The organism is Nitrosomonas communis, assembly GCF_024102715.1.
Taxonomy (GTDB): Bacteria; Pseudomonadota; Gammaproteobacteria; order Burkholderiales; family Nitrosomonadaceae; genus Nitrosomonas; species Nitrosomonas communis_B.
The window spans coordinates 21,824-45,244 of record NZ_JAGFJM010000078.1 but is presented as its reverse complement, the minus strand read 5'-3'; the positions used below and the strand labels follow the sequence as shown (position 1 = coordinate 45,244).

At 46.5% G+C, this 23,421-nt stretch carries 19 protein-coding genes; 14 read left to right on the top strand and 5 right to left on the bottom strand.

From position 1 onward, the window contains the following. The first annotated feature begins 34 nt into the window (after positions 1-34). The 3 genes from J5I83_RS07355 to J5I83_RS07345 all read left to right on the top strand — a co-directional run bounded on the left by J5I83_RS07355 (position 35) and on the right by J5I83_RS07345 (position 5,753). On the top strand, positions 35-2,902 hold the full coding sequence (locus J5I83_RS07355) for a ribonucleoside-diphosphate reductase subunit alpha (RefSeq protein ID WP_304054562.1): 2,868 nt from the start codon (positions 35-37) through the stop codon (positions 2,900-2,902). A gap of 44 nt (positions 2,903-2,946) precedes the next feature. Then, positions 2,947-4,125 (top strand): ribonucleotide-diphosphate reductase subunit beta, encoded by a 1,179-nt coding sequence (locus tag J5I83_RS07350; RefSeq protein WP_304054561.1) that lies wholly within the window; start codon positions 2,947-2,949, stop codon positions 4,123-4,125. 251 nt (positions 4,126-4,376) lie between these two features. After that, positions 4,377-5,753, top strand: a complete 1,377-nt coding sequence (locus J5I83_RS07345; RefSeq protein WP_304054560.1) for a transglycosylase SLT domain-containing protein — start codon at positions 4,377-4,379, stop codon at positions 5,751-5,753. A gap of 19 nt (positions 5,754-5,772) precedes the next feature. Here J5I83_RS07345 and J5I83_RS07340 read toward each other — a convergent pair whose 3' ends face one another. Then, positions 5,773-7,236, bottom strand: a complete 1,464-nt coding sequence (locus J5I83_RS07340; protein WP_304054559.1) for a leucyl aminopeptidase family protein — start codon at positions 7,234-7,236, stop codon at positions 5,773-5,775. 96 nt (positions 7,237-7,332) lie between these two features. Here J5I83_RS07340 and J5I83_RS07335 point away from each other — a divergent pair, with 96 nt between their 5' ends. From J5I83_RS07335 to J5I83_RS07325, 3 genes are all read left to right on the top strand, one after another. Then, entirely contained in the window at positions 7,333-8,127 is a 795-nt protein-coding gene (locus J5I83_RS07335; RefSeq protein WP_304054558.1) for a thymidylate synthase, read from the top strand. Then, positions 8,124-8,636, top strand: coding sequence for a dihydrofolate reductase (locus J5I83_RS07330; RefSeq protein ID WP_304054557.1), 513 nt, complete (start codon positions 8,124-8,126; stop codon positions 8,634-8,636). Before J5I83_RS07335 ends, J5I83_RS07330 begins: the two co-directional genes overlap by 4 nt. A gap of 839 nt (positions 8,637-9,475) precedes the next feature. Continuing rightward, positions 9,476-9,997: an IS982 family transposase gene (locus J5I83_RS07325; protein WP_304054556.1), complete on the top strand. Its 522-nt coding sequence runs from the start codon at positions 9,476-9,478 to the stop codon at positions 9,995-9,997. Between the two features lie 63 nt (positions 9,998-10,060). Here J5I83_RS07325 and J5I83_RS14530 read toward each other — a convergent pair whose 3' ends face one another. Beyond that, positions 10,061-10,402 carry a transposase gene (locus J5I83_RS14530; RefSeq protein WP_369683405.1) on the bottom strand — a complete coding sequence of 114 codons (342 nt, stop codon included), beginning with the start codon at positions 10,400-10,402 and terminating at the stop codon, positions 10,061-10,063. A gap of 623 nt (positions 10,403-11,025) precedes the next feature. Here J5I83_RS14530 and J5I83_RS07320 point away from each other — a divergent pair. Next, on the top strand, positions 11,026-11,235 hold the full coding sequence (locus tag J5I83_RS07320) for a heavy metal-associated domain-containing protein (RefSeq protein ID WP_304054554.1): 210 nt from the start codon (positions 11,026-11,028) through the stop codon (positions 11,233-11,235). Further along, positions 11,219-11,533 carry a metal-sensitive transcriptional regulator gene (locus J5I83_RS07315; RefSeq protein ID WP_304054552.1) on the top strand — a complete coding sequence of 105 codons (315 nt, stop codon included), beginning with the start codon at positions 11,219-11,221 and terminating at the stop codon, positions 11,531-11,533. Before J5I83_RS07320 ends, J5I83_RS07315 begins: the two co-directional genes overlap by 17 nt. A 17-nt stretch (positions 11,534-11,550) precedes the next feature. Here J5I83_RS07315 and J5I83_RS07310 read toward each other — a convergent pair whose 3' ends face one another. Next, positions 11,551-15,720: an EAL domain-containing protein gene (locus J5I83_RS07310; protein ID WP_304054550.1), complete on the bottom strand. Its 4,170-nt coding sequence runs from the start codon at positions 15,718-15,720 to the stop codon at positions 11,551-11,553. 393 nt (positions 15,721-16,113) lie between these two features. Here J5I83_RS07310 and cysK point away from each other — a divergent pair, with 393 nt between their 5' ends. From cysK to J5I83_RS07290, 4 genes are all read left to right on the top strand, one after another. Then, positions 16,114-17,094 (top strand): cysteine synthase A, encoded by a 981-nt coding sequence (gene cysK, locus J5I83_RS07305; protein WP_304054549.1) that lies wholly within the window; start codon positions 16,114-16,116, stop codon positions 17,092-17,094. Further along, positions 17,091-18,041, top strand: coding sequence for a serine O-acetyltransferase EpsC (epsC, locus tag J5I83_RS07300; protein ID WP_304054547.1), 951 nt, complete (start codon positions 17,091-17,093; stop codon positions 18,039-18,041). Before cysK ends, epsC begins: the two co-directional genes overlap by 4 nt. 21 nt (positions 18,042-18,062) lie before the next feature. Then, on the top strand, positions 18,063-18,479 hold the full coding sequence (locus tag J5I83_RS07295; protein WP_304054545.1) for a heme-binding protein: 417 nt from the start codon (positions 18,063-18,065) through the stop codon (positions 18,477-18,479). 99 nt (positions 18,480-18,578) lie between these two features. Beyond that, a complete protein-coding gene (locus J5I83_RS07290; RefSeq protein ID WP_304054544.1) occupies positions 18,579-19,586 on the top strand; it encodes a metal-dependent hydrolase in 1,008 nt (335 codons plus the stop codon). 51 nt (positions 19,587-19,637) lie between these two features. Here the strand turns inward: J5I83_RS07290 and yjgA are convergent, their stop codons facing one another. Next, a complete protein-coding gene (gene yjgA, locus J5I83_RS07285) occupies positions 19,638-20,162 on the bottom strand; it encodes a ribosome biogenesis factor YjgA (protein ID WP_304054579.1) in 525 nt (174 codons plus the stop codon). Between the two features lie 105 nt (positions 20,163-20,267). Here yjgA and pmbA point away from each other — a divergent pair, with 105 nt between their 5' ends. Next, positions 20,268-21,626, top strand: a complete 1,359-nt coding sequence (pmbA, locus tag J5I83_RS07280) for a metalloprotease PmbA (protein WP_304054543.1) — start codon at positions 20,268-20,270, stop codon at positions 21,624-21,626. A gap of 200 nt (positions 21,627-21,826) precedes the next feature. Here pmbA and J5I83_RS07275 read toward each other — a convergent pair whose 3' ends face one another. Then, complete coding sequence (locus J5I83_RS07275; RefSeq protein ID WP_304054542.1) at positions 21,827-22,054, bottom strand: sulfurtransferase TusA family protein; 228 nt, start codon at positions 22,052-22,054, stop codon at positions 21,827-21,829. 132 nt (positions 22,055-22,186) lie between these two features. On the opposite strand from J5I83_RS07275, the gene argJ reads away from it, so the two are divergent. After that, positions 22,187-23,416 (top strand): bifunctional glutamate N-acetyltransferase/amino-acid acetyltransferase ArgJ, encoded by a 1,230-nt coding sequence (gene argJ / locus J5I83_RS07270; protein ID WP_304054541.1) that lies wholly within the window; start codon positions 22,187-22,189, stop codon positions 23,414-23,416. Positions 23,417-23,421: the final 5 nt, after the last annotated feature.

Below are 23,421 nucleotides of genomic sequence, written 5' to 3'. Positions count from 1 at the left end.
ATTCTGGCGTCCAATAAATAAGGAGAGGTCGACTATGCAGCTCACGGCCGACAGCGCAAACTTAAATCCTGTCCTTCAGAGTGGTTTTTCTGAATTTTCTGCTACACCCGGTTCGCAATATTCCCAATATAAAGTGATCCGCCGCAACGGATCGGTGGTCGCTTTTGAACCAGGCAAGATTTCTGTCGCGATGACCAAGGCGTTTATCGCAGTGGAAGGCGGACAAGGTGCTGCCTCTGCGCGCGTGCGTGAGGTGGTGGCGCGCCTGACCCAGGATGTGGTCGGTGCGCTGACCCGGCGTCAGCCCGAGGGTGGCACATTTCACATTGAGGACATCCAGGATCAGGTTGAGCTGGCGTTGATGCGCTCTGGTGAGCACGATGTGGCGCGATCTTATGTGTTGTACCGTGAAGAGCGTGCGCGTGAACGGGCAAGGCAACAAGAAAAGCTGGTTGCCGAGAAACAGGCGCCTATTTTGCATGTGGTGGAAAATGGTCATAGAATACCGCTCGATATTACGCGCCTGACAGCGCTGGTGGAGGCGGCTTGTGTCGATCTTGGCGAAGCAGTGAATAGCGCCTCGATTCTTAAGTCTACGCTGAAAGATTTATACGATGGCGTGCCCGTGGAAGAGGTTAGAAAGTCGCTCATTCTTTCGGCACGTTCCTTGATAGAGAAAGACCCTGCATATAGTTACGTTACGGCAAGACTATTGTTGCATACCATCCGTTTTGAGGTGCTGGGAGAGGATGTCACGCAACACGAAATGAAATCCCGTTATGCTGAATATTTTCCTGCTTTTATCAAACAGGGGATCGATGCGGGACTGCTGGATGAGCGCCTGGCTCAATTTGACTTGAGCCGTTTGGCCGAGGTGCTGGACGCAGATCGTGACATGCAGTTTGGTTATCTTGGCTTGCAGACGCTGTACGATCGTTATTTTCTCCATATCAATGAAAAACGCATCGAACTGCCACAAGCTTTTTTCATGCGGGTAGCAATGGGACTCGCGCTCAATGAAATCGATCGTGAGACGCGTACCATCGAGTTCTATCAAGTGTTGTCCAAATTTGATTTTATGAGCTCGACGCCAACGCTGTTCAATTCGGGTACCTGCCGTCCGCAGCTGTCTTCCTGTTATCTGACTACTGTGCCGGACAGTCTGGACAGTATCTTTGATGCGATTAAGGAAAATGCCTTGCTTTCCAAGTTTGCGGGCGGACTGGGTAATGACTGGACGCCAGTGCGGGCGATGGGATCCCGTATTAAAGGCACCAATGGCAAGTCACAAGGCGTGGTTCCTTTTCTCAAGGTTGTGTCAGATACCGCAGTGGCGGTCAATCAAGGTGGCAAGCGTAAGGGTGCGGTATGCGCTTATCTGGAATGCTGGCATCTTGATATCGAGGAGTTTGTGGATCTGCGCAAAAATACCGGCGATGACCGTCGCCGGACGCATGATATGAATACGGCCATCTGGCTGCCTGACTTGTTCATGAAGCGAGTGATGGAAGGAGGAGACTGGACGCTGTTTTCACCCTCCGATGCACCGGATCTGCATGACAAGTATGGCAAGGCATTTGAGCAAGCTTATCTCGGCTACGAGAAAAAGGCGGCGGAGGGTGGAATTGCTCTGCATAGAAGACTTCCTGCGCAGCAATTGTGGCGGAAAATGCTGACCATGCTGTTCGAGACAGGACACCCATGGATTACGTTTAAGGATCCCTGCAACATACGCTCACCCCAGAATCATGTCGGAGTGGTGCATAGTTCCAATCTTTGTACTGAAATCACCTTAAATACCAGCGAGCAGGAGATTGCTGTCTGCAACCTGGGGTCGATCAATCTGCCGGCGCATATTAGTGATGGCAAGCTGGATATGGACAAGCTCAAGCGCACGATCAGCACGGCCATGCGTATGCTTGATAATGTAATCGATATCAATTTCTATGCCGTCGCCAAAGCACGCAATGCCAATCTTAGACACAGACCGGTTGGGCTGGGTATCATGGGATTCCAGGATTGTTTGTACAAGCTTGGCATTTCCTATTCTTCCGAAGAAGCGGTAGAGTTTGCAGATCGCTCAATGGAAGCGATTGCTTACCATGCTTATTGGTCCTCGACAGAATTAGCGGAAGAACGCGGCTGCTATGCTTCCTATCGTGGCAGCTTGTGGGACCGCGGCATTTTGCCGCAGGATACTCTGGAGTTATTGCGCGAAGAGCGCGGCAATTTTGTTGAGGTGGATACGTCGGTCACACTGCCGTGGGACAAGCTTCGTGCGCGTATCAAGAGGCACGGCATGAGAAATTCCAATTGCCTGGCCATCGCGCCGACTGCCACCATCTCCAATATCGTCGGTGTTTCAGCGAGCATCGAGCCCACCTATCAGAATCTTTATGTTAAATCCAATTTGTCTGGTGAGTTCACCATCGCCAATAACTGGCTGGTCAATGAACTGAAAAAACACGATTTGTGGGATGAGGTAATGATTGCTGATCTCAAGTATTACGATGGTGCGATCGGCAAAATAGACCGCATTCCTGTAGATATGCGCAACATGTATGCAACTTCATTCGAAATGGATCCGCGCTGGCTGGTTGAGGCGGCAGCCCGACGGCAAAAATGGATCGATCAGGCGCAGTCGCTCAATATCTATATGGCGGGTGTTTCTGGCAAAAAACTGGATGACATATATAAGCTTGCCTGGCTGCGGGGACTCAAGACAACCTACTATTTGCGCTCGATGGGCGCCACGACAGCAGAAAAATCGACGGTATACACCGGCGCGCTCAATGCGGTACCAGCGAGTAGCGGCATGACTGCAGCAAGCGCTCAGCAGCAGATGACGGCAGAAATCAAATATTGTGCAATTGATGATCCTGGCTGTGAATCGTGCCAATGATAATCGTGTATGAATGCAATTAATAAGAATAAGGAGTAGCGATAATGTTGACATTTGACGATGAACCCCTGCAACCGGAGAATATTCTCAAGAAAAGCCTATTGAGCGGCACATCAGATCCGGCCTTGTATTCTGCTGCAGCAAGCGATACGTCAGCTGGTAATTATCTTGATAGATCGAGTGAAAATTCAACAGAGGATGCCTACCGCCGCATCTCCGTTGAAGACAAGCGTATTATCAATTGCAAGGCAGATGTGAATCAATTGGTTCCATTCAAATATAAATGGGCGTGGGAGAAGTATCTGTCAGCCTGCGCCAATCACTGGATGCCACAGGAAATCAATATGAGTCGCGATATTGCGCTGTGGAAAGATCCGAATGGATTGACCGAAGACGAGCGCCGTCTGGTCAAGCGCAACCTGGGTTTTTTTGTCACAGCCGATTCATTGGCAGCAAACAATATTGTGCTGGGTACTTATCGCCATATCACCAATCCTGAATGCCGGCAATATCTTTTGCGCCAGGCCTTTGAGGAAGCCATTCATACTCATGCCTATCAATACATCGTCGAATCACTCGGGCTGAATGAAGGTGAAATTTTTAATGCCTATCATGAAATCGAATCAATTCGTGATAAGGATGAATTCCTGATTCCATTCATAGATACATTAACCGATCCAGGATTTAAAACAGGCACACTGGAAACAGATCAGCAATTGCTGAAAAGTTTGATTGTGTTTGCCTGCATCATGGAAGGCATGTTCTTCTATGTTGGGTTTATCCAGGTTCTGGCATTAGGACGTCAAAACAAAATGACGGGATCAGCCGAACAGTATCAGTATATTTTGCGCGATGAATCCATGCATTGCAATTTTGGCATTGATGTCATCAATCAGATCAAGCTGGAAAACCCGAAGCTATGGACAAAAGAATTCCGTCAGGAAATTAGTGCATTGATACAAAAAGCAGTGGAGCTTGAATACCGATATGCGGAAGACACTATGCCGCGTGGTGTATTAGGCTTGAATGCATCAATGTTCAAGGAATATTTGCGCTTTATTGCCAATCGCCGCTGCCAGCAGATAGGTCTCGATATTCTGTTCGCTGATGCGAGCAATCCCTTTCCCTGGATGTCGGAAATGATTGATCTGAAGAAAGAAAAGAATTTCTTTGAGACACGCGTCATAGAATACCAAACCGGCGGTGTATTGAGCTGGGATTAACGTTGACAGCACAATACTGTTATTTGCTGGATTGCTTCTTTTGAAATTTAACACCCTATAGCATTAGGGAATTCATTAACAATTTAGGAGTAAGTGCGGAAGCAATGATGTAGCACTTGTCTGCAAGTATAACGGTGCGTTAGATAACCGATAGGCGACGGAGAGTGAGTCATCATCGGTGATGCAGGCATGATCGAATCTGAATTTTCAGAGATATTGATCGTTTTGAAAATTAAGGATGCAACACACTCATGCTAAGAAAAGAAATCATACCCAATCTGATATCACTATTCATAGCCAGTATGATACTGGCCTTTTTACCAACTACGGCAATAGCCGAAAAAACTTTAGCAAATAAAAATAATTATTCCTCGGGCATAAAGAAGGGTGTTGCCAATTCAAACAAGCGTTTGGATGATTTATGGGCGCGCATACGCAACGGTTTTACTCTTGCAGATATGCACAGTCAGGAAGTGCGCCATAACGAAAATAATTTTACTCGCCATCAAAAATATATCGATCATATCGTTGAGCGAAGCAGGCGTTATCTATTTCATATTGTGGAAGAAGTGGAGCGACGCGGTATGCCCACTGAGATTGCGCTTATTCCTATTGTAGAAAGCGCTTTTAATCCAGAGGCCTATTCTCACAAACATGCTTCTGGTCTTTGGCAGCTTATCCCTTCTACCGGTAAAGCATTCGGTCTGGAACAGAACTGGTGGTATGATGAGCGGCGCGATGTGGTCGCAGCGACACGGGCTGCCTTAGACTATCTGCAAAAGCTGTATAAAATGTTTGGTGATTGGAAATTGACGCTAGCGGCGTATAATTGCGGGGAAGGTATGCTAAAAAAATCCCTGGATGTGCAGTATAGTGAGAATGGCCGAGTCGACTTCCGGGATCTTCAGCTACCCAGCGAAACCAGAAATCATGTTGCCAAACTCATCGCTGTCAGGAATATTATTGCCAATCCGGAAAATTTTGGTGTCAAGCTCAAGCCGCTGCCCAATCGACCTTACTTTGAACAGGTTGAAATCACGCAACATATCGATGTGAAGCTAGCAGCCAAGCTTGCGGGTGTGCCAGAAAATGAATTTACTGCACTTAATCCAGCCTACCATCGGCCCATTATCAGAATTGATAATTCGTCACGTACGTTGTTATTGCCGGTCAATAAGGTAAAAACCTTCGTAACCAATCTTGAGAATTACGATGAGTCGCTTGTTTCATGGCGGGTTTATCGAGTAAAAGAAGCTGAAACGATCGAGGATTTGTCGAGCAAATATACAATCGATGTGGTCGAGCTTGCAGAAATCAATGGGATTTCTGAGAATGATACGTTGCGAAAAGGGCAGACTTTATTGGTGCCGCGTAACAAAAACAGGACCAGGGAGAATGATTATCTGGCACAAAATAACACCAAGTCTAATGCCTACTTACCATTGAATGACCAGATTATCTATATCGTCAAGAAGGGTGATACATTGCACGATATCGCTAGGCGGTATGGGATTGATATAAAAGAAATCAAATCCTGGAATGGTAATAGCGAACGTCTCTCCATCGGTCAGAAACTCACCCTTAGAATGGGTAATTCCAATAAAATCCGTCTAGCTGAAAATTCTTAGAGGTAAAATTAATTATCAATCAGCTAGTAAGAAATTTCTGTAGAAAGGCGATAGCCCAGGCAACGCCAAAGCCAGTGATATCAGTTCCAACAGCACCGAGACCGCCTTTGTGATTGCATGCGGACAGATCCATGTGCAGCCAAGGCACGTCATTGACAAACCGATTGAGGAAGCGCGCGGCAAGAATATGATCAAAGTCGCTGTCCAGCAGGCATTGCTTGATATCAGCAATTTTGCTTTCAAGCTCAGTCTCGTAGTCAGCATCCATAGGGAAAGCACAGACACGCTCACCACATGACTTTCCAACAGCGAGCGCTTTCTGGATCAGATGCTCGCGATTGCTGAAGATGCCGCTATAACGTGACCCCAGGGCGGTAATGAGACTGCCTGTCAAGGTAGCAAAATCAATGATCAGGTCAGGTTTTTGCTTCCCTGCCAAGGTCAAGGTGTCAGCAAGCACCAAGCGGCCTTCTGCATCAGTATGGATGATTTCTATGGTGGTGCCGTTTAACGCTGTAATCACATCGTTTTGCTTATAAGCGCGCGGGCTGATATGGTTTTGGGCAATGGCCAGCCAGCAATCAATATTGATAGGCAGATCAGCCCGGGTTGCCGCCAATAACACGCCCAGCGCAACAGCCGAGCCGTTCATATCTTCATGCATGCCGTGCATGAAACGAGCAGGTTTCAAATTGTGCCCGCCGGTATCAAAGCAAATGCCTTTCCCTACCAGCGCAACCTTTTTAGTGGTATTTTTCCCGTTATTACGCTGTAAATGGACGATGGCAGCATCTTCACTGTCACTGCCCTGGGCTACCGCAATAAAGGCACCGGCACCCAGTTTTCGCAGTGCCGGCAAATCATATTCTTCATATTTCCAGTTTTCATTGATGGCGAGTTTCTCGATTTGCTCGCGATAGGTTTTTGGCGTGAGCTCATTAGGCGGTAACCCGGTCAGTCCGCGTGCAAGCAAATTGCCTTCCGCTTGTGCATGTAATGCTAAGAAATGATTCGGATCCTCGTATCCATGCAGAATGATCGACTCCAGCGGTTTTCTGTCAGACTTAAGCTTGCGTACCGGCAACACTGCGCCATTAATCCAGGAGACGTATACCGCTAATTTTGCCAGGAGCTCTTTCTGGTGTGCATTGCCATGAACTGACAGATGAATCTGGGCGGGCCCTTCTTCCAGTAATAAATGCAAAGCCTTGCGGACATAGGTGTGCTGCTCAAAGATAGATTTATTTAAATCCACCATCGCCCAGGCACAGAGTGCGCCATTTTGCAAATTGGCGCAGACCGGCAGCTCACTAATCTGGCATAACGGTATTTCACGCCGAAGCAGCAATGCCTTGAGCGTATATTCACCAGGTAGATTAATCTTGCTGGGCAGTTTTTCCAGCTTGGGAAGGAGCACCAGAATATGGGTGGCTTTAACAGATTCGTCGATGGATGTATTATTTTGTAAAAGTGTTGCGAGCATTGCGGTTCCAACCAGTATAGTTAGCGCTATTATATCTGCTATCCTAGCGATGTTTAGCATGGTTTTTTGTTACTGCCTTATTTTTATTCATTACGCATGCATCAATATCTTCAACTTATGCAGCATGTACTCGAGCACGGTCATCAAAAATCGGATCGTACCGGTACCGGCACGCTGTCTATTTTTGGCTATCAGATGCGCTTTGCGCTGGCAGACGGCTTCCCCCTGGTAACGACCAAGAAATGTCATGTCAGATCGATTATCCATGAATTACTGTGGTTTCTGCGTGGCGATACCAATATCACCTACCTTAACGAAAATGGCGTCTCGATCTGGGATGAATGGGCTGACGCAAACGGTGATCTGGGTCCGATTTATGGCCATCAGTGGCGCTCCTGGTCAAGCCCGCAAGGGGATTCAATCGACCAAATCTCGCAAGTCATCAAGCAAATCAGAAAAATGCCTGATTCGAGACGACTGATTGTTTCTGCCTGGAATGTTCATGATCTGGACAAAATGAGACTGGTGCCCTGCCATGTGTTGTTTCAGTTTTATGTGGCCGATGACAGGCTTTCTTGTCAGCTTTACCAACGCAGCGCGGATATTTTTCTTGGTGTGCCGTTCAATATTGCTTCGTATGCGTTGCTGACACTGATGATTGCGCAAGTTTGTGATTTGAAACCAGGCGATTTTGTGCACTCGTTTGGCGATGCGCATCTTTACCTGAATCATCTTGCGCAGGCACGGGAGCAACTGGGACGTGAGCCAAGAGCGCTGCCGACCATGAGACTCAATCCCTCAGTCAGAAATATTTTCGATTTTAATTATGAAGATTTTGTGCTGGATAATTATGATCCTCATCCAGCCATCAAGGCGTCAGTGGCAGTATGACAAGCCGTTTATCCATATTGGCGGCAATGGCCAGTAATCGCGTGATTGGCCGGAATAATGTGCTTCCCTGGCATCTGTCGGCTGATCTTAAACGCTTCAAAGCGCTTACCATGGGGCAGATCATCATCATGGGGCGGAAAACCTATGAATCGATCGGCAGACCATTGCCGGGACGGATCAACATCATTATCAGCAGACAACTCGATTTTGCGGTTGCGGGCGTGACTGTCACCGGCTCGATTGAGGAAGCGCTGACTACCTGTTTGCTTTATCAGGGAAAGGAAATATTTATTATTGGCGGAGCGGAGATCTACCAGCAGACGCTGGCGTATTGCCATCGTCTCTATCTTACCGAGATACAGCAAGAGTTTGAGGGAGATGCTTTTTTTCCGGAATTCGACCGCAACGACTGGTATGAAACCGTGCGTGAAAAACATGTTATGGAAGACGGAAATGGGCTGGCATACCATTTTGTGGTGCTCGAGCGTAAAACGGTTTCAGCTTCATAGAATTTAGGATTGAAAGTCAGGGGAACTTAATACTTACTTTTAATGCGATCCCAATTTTCTAAAAGTAGTATCTGTCCCTCATTGTAAGCATTCTTTTGCATACTTTATCCATTTGACAGGTAAGCAGCTTGATTAATTCTTGCAAGTTTTTTCATTAGAGCCTCAATGAGAATATCCTTAAGAATCAAATAATTGGATTTCTAATAGAAAATCTAGATAAAAAATAAAATGCAATTTATTTGTTTCCAATTAATCTACAATATAATTCATTTTATTAGGCTTATTTCTTAAATATATTGTCTTTAATATACCCTCCCATAGAGACCATATAATTTATATGGTTATCTGAAGTGCAAAGAAAACTCTAACGGAGAGAATTTATGAAATTATCAGAAGGCTATAATTTTGTTTTAATTATTATTGTGTTGTTGAGCTTTCTTGAATTGATATCTTGATTAAAAGCAAGCATAAACATGAATTGCCGCCACAAATAATGTTTTATATGGTAAATCTGTGGCGGTTTTTCTTTTTACTAGATTAAAAATTTAACTATCCTTTGTGTCCTGAATTTCTACAGCATGACTCAAAGTATCTATAGTTTTGCAAAAGAATTGAAGTGAGGGATATTGCTATTCATAGAAGTCTTTTTGCATGCAATCAAACAAAACAGGGAATAGCCAATATTGAGGTATTAGCAGCCCTATTGTTCTGGGTTAGTAAGTTACAACCGCTTTGTTGAGCGGCTGCCTGGCACGCTAATGCCTTTGTGTTGTTTTCTGGTCAGCCGCTTTGGACCGCTGCAGCGGGATCAGCTTCATTGATTCGACCAAGATCAGTATATGCCACAACGCCGTATCTGGTCGCAGAAAGTAACGGCAGAGTTTGCTGACCGGGGAAAGACGAGTGTGGATTGGTTTTATGGGTTCAAGTTGTACCTGGTCATCAATGACCGGGGGGAATTGCTGGAAGTGAAAATCATGGCGGGCAATGTCGATGACCGTGATCCGGTACCAGAGTTGACACACGCTTTGTTTGGGAAACTATTTGGCGACCGGGGTTACATCTCCCAGTCGTTCTTCGAGCAACCCTGGGAGCAAGGCGTGCAGCTCGTTACCAAGGTGCGTAAGGACATGAAAAACAAACTATTGCCACTGTTTCACAAACTCTTATTGCGTAAAAGCTCGATTATTGAGACTGTCAATGATCAATTGAAAAACATCTCGCAAATCGAATATTCTCACCATCGCAGCCCATTTAACTTCTTTGTTAATTTGATAGCCGGGTTAGCGGCTTACACCTTCCGTGAGAAGAAACCCTCCCTTAATATTAAATTTTCTCAGGCTCTTCCAGACGTGGTGTGATTTTTTATACCGAACTCACGTGCTTATATAGTAACTCGTCCAGTGTTACGCATCAAAATCACATTACCCAGGAACCGCGGTACATTTGACACTTTGGATCCAGGCAGCCTGCCGTCGGCTGTTTGTGTCGCCCACATTTTTCTCGCAAGGGAGAACGCAACAAATGGTGAAGACGTTCCCATGTCCCGTTATGGGATCAGCGGTAAAAATAGTAGTCAATCGAGCTCCAGACCAGGAATTCACGAATTCACGAAGCAATTGTCGCCATTGACAATCTGTTTGCAAAATATACAAGATCGCATTTGCCACCTGACGCATACTCAACTCTCGTGACCTACTGGATTGTTCCAGCAAAACCTTTCCTGTTCGCGGTGAGTTTGTTGAATCGCTAATAACTGCTGACACTGGTTTTCGACAGACTCAGGCTGAACGGCTGTTCTTTTTAAATGTTCTACTGAAACAATCCACTATCCACGGCTGATATTGGCAGATGTGGTTTCAAACAACGCCACGCTCCATCGCTCAGATTATTCGGATAACGTTTCTTCCGCTTTTTTGTTGATTCATGATATTGTTTGCTAATAGCAAAAAGACGCTACATTAACCCAGGACTCACAATTTCCAAACCCCTTCTTAGGGGCCGCGATTTTTTCGTTGCTTTGTCAAGTATTTTTGTTACTTTCTTGACCTTGGATTATTTTCTCTTTTGATGGTGCAACTCTAAACTAAACTTTAGTCAGTCTAGATAACTGAATTATAAGTAATTATCATGGAGTTGCTACTTCCATTCGTGCAATATTGGAACTAGACAAATGGCCCAAACTATGTATGGCATTGATGGTTTTAAACGTGACATTGCCCTGGCCATTGCCAGCAGAAATACCCGTCGAATCAAAAAGTGCGAGCGAGCCCTCTTTTGAATGTATAGTCTCATTGCATTTCTTCAGGGGTGCTTAAAAACTAGGCAGCCTGCTTGAGAAAAAAAGGGGATGTTCGGGCTGACACAAAATATAACTAGGAGTCATTAAATGCAAACAACAATCATCAACATCAAGGGCATGACCTGCATGGGTTGTGTCAGAAGTGTAAAAAACGTGGTGGAAAAGATTTCGGGAGTGGGTAGCGTAGAAGTTTCACTGGAGAATGCACAGGTGACTATCCAGTTCGATGCGGCTATCGCCTGTGTCGATCAGTTTAGACAAGCAATTGAGGACGCAGGCTTTGAAGCCATCATCTAATAAAAAAGAGTTATGTCACGTACCTGGTCACGTGATACAGACAGACAAAGATGCACTCATAAAGCGTCTTAGCCGCATTGAAGGTCAAGTACGTGGCGTGGCTAAAATGATCGTAGAAGATCGTTACTGCGTCGATATCCTGAACCAAGTTGCCGCCTTGCAATCTGCACTGGATGCTGTAGCCATGCAGTTACTTGAGAACCATGCGCATGGTTGTGTGCAGGACGCCATTCAGTCCGGGAATGGTGGGGCTGTGATAGATGAGCTTATGGCAGTGGTGCGGAAGTTTGCACGATAATGAAATTGTGACTTTTGTCATTTGCTGGGAATTTGTGCGCCTGGATGTCCAAAGAAATATCCCTGGGCAAGATCGATGCCCATGCTTTTTACCATGCTCAGCGTGTCGGCGTCTTCTACAAACTCTGCTATAGTTGTTTTTCCGAGTCCGCGTGCGACTTCTACCATGGCTTTGACGAAAATTTGGTTGTCCTTGTTCTTAGCGAGATCGCGGATAAATAAGCCATCTATTTTGAGTATTTCCACGCTTAGGTATTTCAGATAGCCGAAGGTGGAAAATCCGCTGCCAAAATCATCCAGGCAAACACGGCAACCGGTTTGCTGGGTTGCTTCGATAAAACGTTGAGCATCCTGAATGTCTGATACTGCAGCGGTTTCGGTCAGTTCTATGATGAGACGTGCCGGATCCACATTAAATTCGTTGAGCAGATTACGGATATAGTGTGGAATTGCTGGATCATCAAAGGTGCGGCCAGAAATATTAATGGCGACTGGCGGCATAGCTAGATTCTGGCTGAGCAACTCGATGATGCGCTTTATTACCCATCGATCTATGCTGACGATTTGCCCGCTCTTCTCTGCCACGGGTATGAATTGACCCGGCATAATCAGATGAGCAGGTTCATTCGCATCCCGCATCCTGACAAGTGATTCTAAGTGGGTCAGGGTGTTCTGGGTGGTTTCATATATTCCCTGAAAATGAATTTCAAACAGATCTTGCTCAAGAGCATGTGCTATGCGGTTATGCCAGGCCATTCGATGCATCATGGCTTCAGAAGTGTCACGCATAGGATCGTAGATGGCCCAGGTATTCTTGCCTTTGTTTTTGGCCTGATACATGGCAGCATCAGCATGGGCAATCAGACTTTCTGCTGTTTCACCATGTTCCGGAAAGATCGCTATACCGACACTGCTGGTGAGACGAATATTTGTGTTGCGAAAATGCAAGGGAATAGATGAAATGGCTGCCACAATCCGAGTTGGCAGTGCGCTAATATCATCTTCGGGTTGAACAAGACTTAGAATAGCAAACTCATCGCCTCCCAGGCGCGCGAATATTTCGATCTTACGAACAATACTGGAGATTTCTCCGGCAGCGCGCACCAATACTGAATCTCCTGCGCGGTGGCCAAAGGTATCATTAATATATTTGAAATCATCCAGATCAAAATAGAGCAACGCAAATTTGCTTTGATTGCATAAGGAGGTTGCGATCAAATTATCCAACTCTTCCTGGAAACGGTGCCGGTTGTACAGACCTGTCAGGGGATCACGTTCAGCCAAGTAGATGAGTTGCTGAGCAGTTTGCCGTTCCCCGGTGATATCTTCATAAATCCACAACCGCCCGATAGCTCGGCCTTCAGTATCGTTTACTGGGTAAGATAACTGGGTAAATATGCGGCCGTCAGTGAGCTCAAGCTCGGAATGCTCACTGATTTCATGAGTATCCAGTGGACTCGGCGCAAACTTTGATGCTAGGGAGGATTGTAAGTAATGTTTGCTAAATCGCTCAAACACAGTTTTGGTCGGCAGATTCAATAGGTTTTCCTGGTCACGGATACCCCACATGCGGAGGAACGCTGGATTTAAATACTCGACTCGTTGAGCATTATCTTCAAACAGAATGCCGATGTTCATGGCGGATAGCAATGCGCTCATAAGGCTTTGCTCTCGTTCCGCCAGGGTGCGGAGTTCACGCTGATGCTTCTCGGAAACGCGTAGTTCCTCGATGGCTGAATTTAGATTTTCTTCAGTTTGTCTCTGACGCGAGATATCAAATATGACTCCTTGAAGCAATATGGGCTTTTCAGCTGCATCTTTCAGCAAAACGGCATCATCCCGAACCCAGGCAATGCTGCCATCCTTTTTAAAGATGCGATATTCCAAATGATAGGCTTCACCTCGCGTAAGACTGGTAGACCAGCTAGCGATAATACGTTCCCGATCATCCGCATGAATCTGATTTAGCCGCAGTTGAGGATCATCGAGCCACTCCTGCATGCTGAAGCCGAGTTGAGACTCAATTTGCGGGCTGACGTAGATGATTTTTGCGGCAGGATTAATGTCGGCGATGTAAGTTACCGCTGGAATTTGCTCGATCAGTGTTCGATATTTTGACTCGACACTCAAGCGATCAGTAATATCCCGAGCGTATGCCAATACACCCGTTACCTTACCATCGGCATTGCGCATCGGCAATTTCAAAGTGTCAAACCAGCGCAGCTCACCATCCGCTAGCGTAGCAGGATCAGCAGGATTGTGTACGTTTTTGCCAGCGAACGCCTCATCGTCATCTGCATGAAATCCTCTGATGCCTTGAGTTGGGTTGCCATAACATAGATGTGCAGGCCAGAAATCAGTATCCGGTTTACCGATCATCTCTGCAGGTTTAAGTCCCTGGCTGCTGGCAAAGGCTTGGTTTACCAATACAAATCGATGCTGCTTATCTTTTACGAAAATCCAGTCTGGTGTGGCGTCAATAACTGTTCGCAGTAAAGTCTTTGCATGAATAACTACTGCTTCTGCGAATTTACGCTCACTGATATCCTGGACTGTGCCGATCACTTCGATCACCTTGTCATTGCTATCAAGTGTGATCTTGGCCTGTTCTTTAACCCATTTGATTTGCACATGCACACTGATCCGGTGTTCGATATCGTAAGGTGCGCCCTGCAAGGCTGCGCGCCAGGCACGATCGGCCTGTTCCTTGTCTTCCGGCACAACGCTGCCCAGAAAACTTTCATAATTGAGAGAAGTGCCATTTTTTACACCAAAGATTTGCAGCATTTCCTCGGAGCAGGTAAACGCATTATTTCTCAAATCCAAATGCCATCTGCCTAGCTTGGCTAGGGCTTGGGCGCGACGAAGCGCATCTTCGCTTTGACGTAAAGCGAACTCCTTAGCTTTCCGGTCACTGATGTCGGTAAGTGTTCCCAGCATGCGTAGCGGAAGCCCTTGCTCATTCCACTCGATGACCTTGCCCACAGAAAGTACCCATTTCCAATTGCCTTGCAGGGTGAGCTGGCGAAATTCTGCTTGATAATCTTCGCGTAATCCGCTGATGTAATCTTTATAAATCTGAAAGACCGATTCGCGATCGTCCGGATGGAGACGATCCCGCCAGCGAGCGACAGTTTCCTCAAAGGTTTGTGGATCATATCCCAGCATACAGGCATATTCAGGACTAACAGTTGCCACGCCTGTTTGCACATTGAGATCAAAAAGGCCCTGATTAGATGCCGTCAAAGCCATACGGAGACGTGATTCGCTATCGCGTAAGCTCTGTTCTGCCTGGTGCTGGTTTACCTGAATGCCAATCATCATGTACGAAATGAGCGTAACGGTTGCTACAAACATACATAAAATCAACTGATCCAACTGGAGGTAATCTCGGGAAAAAGGGCCCAGGTTCTGGGCAGTTCCCCAGATAGCTAGCAAAGTAATTGCCAGAGCAGCAATAGAAACACCTGTTGCATTGAAACGTAAACCCGCCCAGATCAAGGGGGGGAATATAAGGAAAGCGAGCGATAACTTGAGATTGCCCAGCGCCAGCACATCGCCGAATACCAACCAAGCCATGGCTATACAGCTGCTTATGACCAAGATAAATTCCAGTCTGAGTCGGATATGACGAAATCCTCGATTTGCCTGGTTGCTCATCCAGGCTAGCAGCATAGGCAAAAAAATCATTACACCGATGATGTCTCCAAGCCACCAGCCTAGCCAGGCGTTTAATACCATATCACTTGATAGCAAGCCACTTACGTACAGCGATAACGTGCCGCCTGTTGCGCTCAATAACATCGAGCTGGCGGCGATGAAAATAAAAGTGACAACATCTTGGCTGCACTTGAAAATGTTTTGAGATCCTATCGCTTTTTTCAGCATAAGCGCGCCGAGCACTGGCGCAAAGGTATTGCCTAGTGCGACGCCAGATGCAGTCGGGAATGCTAGTTCACCTGTAGTTAAATTAACTAAAAGCGCACCGAGAAAAATGCCAGGCCAACATGAAGGTCCCCATATCAAGACGGCTGCGAATGCTATTCCGGTAGGTGGCCAGAATAAAGTAATACTGGAACTCACGTAGGGCATACTTAGTCCTAACTTGCCAGCGATAAAGTATGCTGCTGTTAACGCTATAACTCGTATCATGAAAAACTCAGGCGAATTGGGTAAGTGCAGTTTCATGTCGGATTAACTGCAAAAATTTGACTGCCGCTGGGAAAGGGATAATGATCAGATTTGTTAAGTAAATTAAGGGGTGCTTCCCATGTAAACGCCAATCGGCGTTATCCTCTGGTAACATATGGTTATGCTTGTTTGTGTGCTTGCTTGTATTCCTTCACTGGATACCGTGAACATGCCATCCTTGTGTATTCAAGATTACAATAGATTAATGGAAGTTTTATTATATTATTTGAGCCTGCTTTTATGTCATACAAATTTGCAGCATGGGATAAATGTGCTGCCGAATAGGCAATGCCGGTTAAAATAAAGCACTAAATAATTGTTGGATGTTTGATATTCCTGCGGATGATCAGCGATGATACGTAAGGATGGTGATAAGGAAAGGAATAACTGATGTCAAATTGGTATCAAGACAATTCACAATCGATTGGACACACACCGCTAGTCCGGCTTAATCGTATTACTGATGGTGCGGCAGCGACTGTGCTGGCCAAAATTGAAGGACGTAATCCGGCATATTCGGTCAAATGCCGTATTGGCGTTGCGATGGTCGATGAAGCTGAGCGTCAAGGGTTACTTGGTGCTGGCAAGGAATTAGTAGAACCCACGAGTGGTAATACTGGTATTGCCTTGGCATTTGTTGCTGCTGCGCGAAGTATTCCCCTGACCTTAACAATGCCGGAAACCATGAGTGTCGAACGGCGGAAATTGCTGCTTGCCTTCGGTGCCAAACTGGTTCTGACGGAGGGGCCGCGTGGTATGGGCGGTGCGATTGCAAAAGCCAATGAAATCGTGGCGGCAGATCCTGAGCGTTATGTTTTGTTACAACAATTCAACAATCCAGCCAATCCAGCGATACATGAACAAACAACAGGTCCAGAGATCTGGCAAGATACCGATGGCGCAATTGATATTTTTGTGGCGGGCATCGGAACGGGAGGCACGATGACAGGCGTGTCCCGTTATATTAAACAAGTCAAAGGAAAGGCAATGACGTCTGTTGCAGTCGAACCGGCCGCAAGCCCGGTCATTACTCAGCAGCGTTCGGGTCAGCCATTAACGCCGGGACCGCACAAGATTCAAGGAATAGGCGCTGGTTTTGTACCGGTCAACCTTGATCTTTCCCTGGTGGATGAAGTTGAACAAATCAGTAACGAAGAGGCTGTTTTATATGCGCGCCGCCTTGCGCGGGAAGAAGGAATACTTTCCGGTATTTCTTCTGGCGCTGCGGTGGCAGCAGCGATCCGGCATGCCAGGCGTTTGGAAAACAGGGGTAAAACAATTGTGGTCATTTTGCCTGATTCTGGCGAGCGTTATTTGAGCAGTATTCTCTTTGAAGGTGTGTTCAATGAACAAGGGTTGAATATAGGGTGACTAATGTCAATAGATTCAGTGATCTCCAGTTAAGAAGCACCAATCTGGAGATTGATCGTATCGTGGCAGAATTGCGCGTCCAGCGAATTGCTTCTCTGGAAAATCGGCTGGGACACAGAAGGCCGCCCAAACTCCCTTCGCGCAAAATTCTGGTTGGCGTTGCAGAGGGGTTGAGTGCGGCAATGTTTCCAAATCGCCTGGGTTCGGCCGATCTGGCGGATGAGGGGGTTGATCATTATGTCGGACATATGCTGAATACTACTCTACGCACGCTGTTAGTGCAGATACAGCATGAATTACACTTCAGCTCAGGTTTGGAACATCTGAGCGATGAAGATCGCGAGCGTTCAATCACGATCACGCAAGCATTTGCCAAATGTCTGCCTGCGATTCGCAGCTTGCTGGAAAGCGACATTGTTGCAGCTTACGAAGGTGATCCAGCTGCGCGCAGCGTGGATGAGGTGCTGGTATGTTATCCGGGCATCATGGCGATTATTTATTACCGGTTGGCGCATGAGTTACATCGGCTCGGAGTGCCGCTCATCGCACGGATGATTTCAGAAATAGCGCATTCGCTAACCGGTGTAGAGATCCATCCAGGTGCGCAGATTGGCGGCAGCTTTTTTATTGATCATGGCACGGGTGTGGTGATTGGAGAGACGGCTATCATAGGTCGCAATGTGCGGCTATATCAAGCAGTCACTTTAGGTGCAAAACGGTTCCAGGTAGATGAGCATGGAGCTTTGGTGAAAGGGATACCGCGTCATCCCATCGTGGAGGACGATGTGGTGGTTTATGCAGGCGCAACCATACTGGGGCGTATCACGATCGGACGCGGTTCAACAATAGGCGGAAATGTTTGGTTGACTCGAAGCGTGCCACCCGGCAGCCATATTACCCAAGCGCAGATGCGGCATGAAACGTTCGAGGGTGGAGCAGGGATTTAGGACTATATTTGAGGAACAGTTATGGCAAATAGCAAACTTTTTCTGACACTCGATGATGCCAAGGAAATTGCTGCGGCTGCAGAAGCAGAAGCCAAGCGCAATAATTGGCCAGTAGTGATCGCTATTGTGGATGAAGGCGGTCATTTACTTTATTTGATGCGGCTGGATAATACGCAATATGGCAGCATCGAGGTGGCTATACAAAAAGCTAGATCAGCCATCGCCTTTCGGCGACCAACTAAAATCCTGGAGGAGCAAGTCAATCAAGGACATGTGCGTTATTTAAGTTTGCCTGGAGCACTTCCTATTGAAGGGGGATTACCTATTGTCCTGGGAAATCAATTTGTCGGCGCAATTGGTGTCAGTGGCGTAAGATCTTATCAGGATGCACAAATTGCGCAAGCTGGTGTTGATATTCTTAATCCGGATTGTCTCTAGTTTTCATTGAGTGGTCTCCATATCCAGAGAGGTCAAGACTCTGCTTGTTAATCAAACCACACTGATCACCCATTCTTTTTTGATAATTGTTTGTTAAACATGGATCTGCTTACGCAAGGATTATTGGGCGCTAGTCTGGCACAGGCGGGTACTCGAAAAGATGAAATACGCATGGCCACTGTAGCCGGGTTCTTTGCTGGGTTGCTGGCGGATGCGGATATTCTGATTCAATCATCCAATGATTCCTTATTAACAGTTGAATTTCATCGCCATTTTACCCATTCCATCTTTTTTGTTCCGTTCGGTGGCTTGATCGCAGCGCTTATCTTCTGGCCATTTCTGCGCAGACGATTATCTTTTGCACGGTTATACCTGTTCTGCTTTTTGGGTTATAGCCTCAGTGGTGTATTGGACGCATTGACTAGCTATGGCACCCATTTATTCTGGCCGGTCAGCGAGGATCGTGTCGCGTTCAATATCATTTCAGTCATTGATCCCATTTTTACCTTGATATTGCTGATAGCAGTCATTTGGACGTACAAGAAGCATGCGGTACGCGCTGCGAAAACTGGCTTGGTTATTGCCGGGATTTATCTTTTATTTGGCTGGGTGCAGTTGCAACGAGCAGAAACCATGGCTGCAGCTCTGGCCGATTCCAGAGGGCATGTTACCGAGCAGTTGCTGGTGAAACCGACATTGGCCAATTTAGTGCTATGGCGTTCGATTTATGAAACAGATGGAAAGTTTTATGTCGATGCGATTCGGGTGGGATTATTTTCTGCATCTCGTATCTATCCGGGAGAGTCTATCGAAAAATTCACAATTGATCAGTTTTCTGATCAATTGCCCAAAGACTCAACGTTAGCGAAAGATATTGCTCGCTTTACTGTTTTTTCTGCCGGTTTTGTCGCTATTCAGCCTGAACACCCTGATCTTCTGGTTGACGTGCGCTACTCAAATTTGCCTACGACGATTGCACCGTTATGGGGAATAGAGATGAATTTGCAAGATTTCAATCAGCATGCTCTTTACCGATTATTCAGGGATGCTTCCACAGAAACACGTCAAAAATTTCTGACTTACCTCATGGGTGAGTCGATCGATTAACAAGGTAAAATTTTCATCTCGTATGCAATTATTTCCAGCTAGCTCCTGACATCAGCTTAAAATTGTTTTTTCAGGAATAATTGTGCGTAATTCATGGAATAACGCTCGGAAATTCTTAGGAGGTTTTCCTGCGAGTTTTTCTTGATTGGCGTTGCGTACCAGTGTACGCAAACGTTGTAAATCAGCATGAGGGTATTGCTGCCCAAATTCAGTAAAAACAGTTTCATCTGTCAGAAGACGCTCACGCCAGCGTTCAAGTTGATGTAACCATGCAGTATGGTGCAGGCTGGTGTGTTGCCTTGCATTGATTTTTTCCTGGATAGGCGCGATATCAATTTCCCGCATCAGCTTACCTATATATTGCAGCTGGCGTCGGCGTGCTTCATGTTTGGTGATAAGTTTGGTTTCAAGAATAGCGTCCCTGAGTGTTTCCGGCAAATCGAGCTCAGCTATTTGTTTGGCATCAAGCGCGACGAGCTGTTCACCAATATCCTGCAATGCGTGCATCGCCTGTTTACGGCGTGTTTTGCTAAGTGGCGGTTCCAGCGTGGCGTTATTTTTTAGATTATCTTGCATGGCTAGTTCTGTAATGCGATCACGATAAGCTGCTATCATAGCGTTCTTTGAGAGTGAATCTTATTAAATTTCCCTTAATAAATTGATTTTTATTAAACCAATTATATGGATAATGATATTTCGTCATTTCAGCATTTTTCTTATCCGTTTGAAGTCCTTCAGCAGATAGCACATGATATTCTGGATCATGCTAGGAAAGGGGGCGCCAGTGCATGTGAGGCCAATGTCTCTGATGGCTGCGGATTGAATGTCACAGTGCGGCAAAGCGCTGTGGAAACCATTGAGCACACGCGCGATAAGGGTCTGTCTGTGACAGTGTATATTGGCCAAAAGCGCGGTCATGCCAGTACCTCAGATTTTTCACCACAAGCCATCGGTGATACGGTGGCAGCTGCGCTTTCGATCGCACGCCATACCGCTGCAGATGATTGTGCAGGATTGGCCGACGCGACGTTGCTGGCAAGCTCGTTTCCTGATCTCAGTTTGTATCATCCGTGGGAGTTGTCAGTCGAGCAGGCAATTGAACTTGCGCAAGGTTGCGAAGCAGCGGCGTTTGCAGTCGATAAGCGTATCACCAACTCGGAAGGAGCGACCATTTCAGTCAATACTTCACAATTCGTGTACGCAAATAGTCTTGGTTTTACAGGGGGATATCCACTTTCGCGGCACAGTATCAGTTGTGCAGTCATTGCTGCTGAGCAGGATACGATGCAGCGTGACTATTGGTACAGTGTGGCGCGTGATGCAGCCGATCTGGAGCCTATTACTGAGGTGGGTAAAAAAGCAGGTATGCGGAGCGTTGCCCGCTTGGGCGCAAAAAAAATTGCTACCTGCGAAGTGCCGGTATTGTTTGAAGCGCCGATTGCCTCCAGTCTGATCGGGCATTTTACTCAAGCTGTCAGCGGCAGCAGTCTTTACCGTAAATCATCATTCTTGCTGGATAGTATCGGAAGGCAGGTATTTTCACCAGATATTCAAATACGTGAATTGCCCCATATCAAGAAGGGATTAGCGAGCTGTGCATTTGATGATGAGGGAGTAGCCACGTATGAGCGTAACGTCGTGGAAAATGGGGTTGTGCAAGGATATTTTCTCAACAGCTATGCAGCACGCAAGCTTGGGTTGCGCACAACCGGTAATGCAGGGGGCAATCACAATCTGGTTCTGGAAAAAGCGGCACCATTACCGTTCTCTGCTTTGCTAAAAAAAATGAACAGAGGCTTGCTGGTAACAGAGTTACTCGGTCACGGTGTAAATGGGGTAACGGGAGATTATTCGCGGGGCGCGAGTGGTTTCTGGGTAGAGAATGGTGAATTATGTTATCCGGTCGAGGAAATTACGATAGCAGGCAATTTGAAGGAAATGCTGCAAGGAATAGTAGCGGTAGGTAGCGATAGGATTGTACGTGGCTCCAAACAATGCGGCTCGCTGTTGATAGAGCGTATGACAGTTGCCGGACATTAAATAGGCTGCAACAAATGAGCGCGCGCTTGGGAGCAAATCTTGCTGCGTCCGTCTTCTCGTTACGATAGTTACCTACTTGTTTTTGATTCAGCCGTTAGTCATGGTCTCAGGTAATGCGTGCTTTTTTTGCCTGCTTCAATTATTCGTATTGCTGATTGTTATTTTTTCCAGTGATCATCTCGTTGATCTAATGAAGGGAATCATTTCTTTTTTAAGTAAAATAAGAATTCGCCGGTCATTTCAACTAGTGATAGTAGCTGGTTGCCTGTTTGTTCGGCAAAGACCTGAAAATCAATGACAGAAGCAGGATCAGTGGCGATAATTTTCAGTATTTGTCCTTGAGACATATCTGCCAGCGATTTTTTAGTGCGTAGTATCGGCAAGGGACAAACTAACCCGCGTACGTCGAGTTCTTTATCAAAATTCATGCTGTTCCTGTTGGATAAATTATTTGATTTTACCGGCCAATGTATGAGGTGCCAAATAGGCTGAGTTCGGATTATTGAAACCACTGATCCAAGATACGTTACGATAATGCATTTTTCTTAATAATTTTATTTATGCCAGTTAATATTCCTCCCTTGTTGCCACAACAATTATTACCGGTTCAGGGTATTTCCCTGGGTATTGCTGAAGCAGGTATCAAGCGGTCTGACCGTAAAGATCTCCTGCTTATTGCGCTTGCTGAAAATGTCAGTGTCGCAGGAGTTTTTACTAAAAACCGCTTTTGCGCTGCGCCAGTGGTTGTGGCGAAAGCACATTTGTCTGCCGCCAATTCAATTTATGCGCTGGTTATCAATACCGGCAATGCTAATGCCGGTACGGGAGAAGCAGGCATCATCCATGCGCGTGCAACATGCGAGGAAGTAGCCAAACTGCTTGGATGTCTTCCTCAGCAAGTGCTGCCTTTCTCCACGGGGGTGATTATGGAGCCACTGCCAGTCGAGCGCATCATTAAGGGACTGCCGCGCGCAGTGGGCGATCTTAAACCTGATAACTGGTTTGCTGCTGCCCAGGCGATCATGACGACCGATATCGTTCCCAAAGGTGTCTCCAGCCAAATTCAAATTCAGGGCGAGACGATCACGATAACCGGCATTGCCAAGGGGTCGGGCATGATCCATCCGAATATGGCAACCATGCTGGGCTATATTGCGACCGACGCCAATATTTCTCAGTCGCTGTTACAGCAGATGGTACGCCATGTGGCCGATCATTCCTTCAACCGGATTACAGTCGATGGTGATACCTCCACCAATGATGCGTTAATGTTGCTGGCAACGGGGGCTGCGCCGCATCCGCAGATTACTCGGCTGGAAAGTCCAGATTTTTGTCAGCTACAGGAGGCCATTCTGGCAGTGGCGGTGCAGTTGGCGCAGATGATTGTGCGCGATGGCGAAGGTGCTACCAAATTCATCACGGTGCAAGTAGAAAAAGGAAAAACGCTGAAAGAGTGTTCCCAGGTTGCTTATGCCATTGCGCATTCACCATTGGTCAAGACAGCTTTCTTTGCTTCTGACCCTAATCTTGGGAGAATACTCGCTGCTATCGGCTATGCTGGCATAGACGATCTCGATGTCAGCAATATTCAACTTTACCTCAATGAGGTGTTGGTGGCAGAACATGGCGGCCGAGCTAACAGCTATCGCGAGCAGGACGGTCAGCGCGTGATGAAGCAGTCTGAAATCATCGTGCACGTGGTATTAAATCGGGGTACGACTGCAACCAAAATATGGACGTGTGATTTTTCTTATGATTATGTGAAAATCAATGCTGATTACCGTAGTTGATTGAT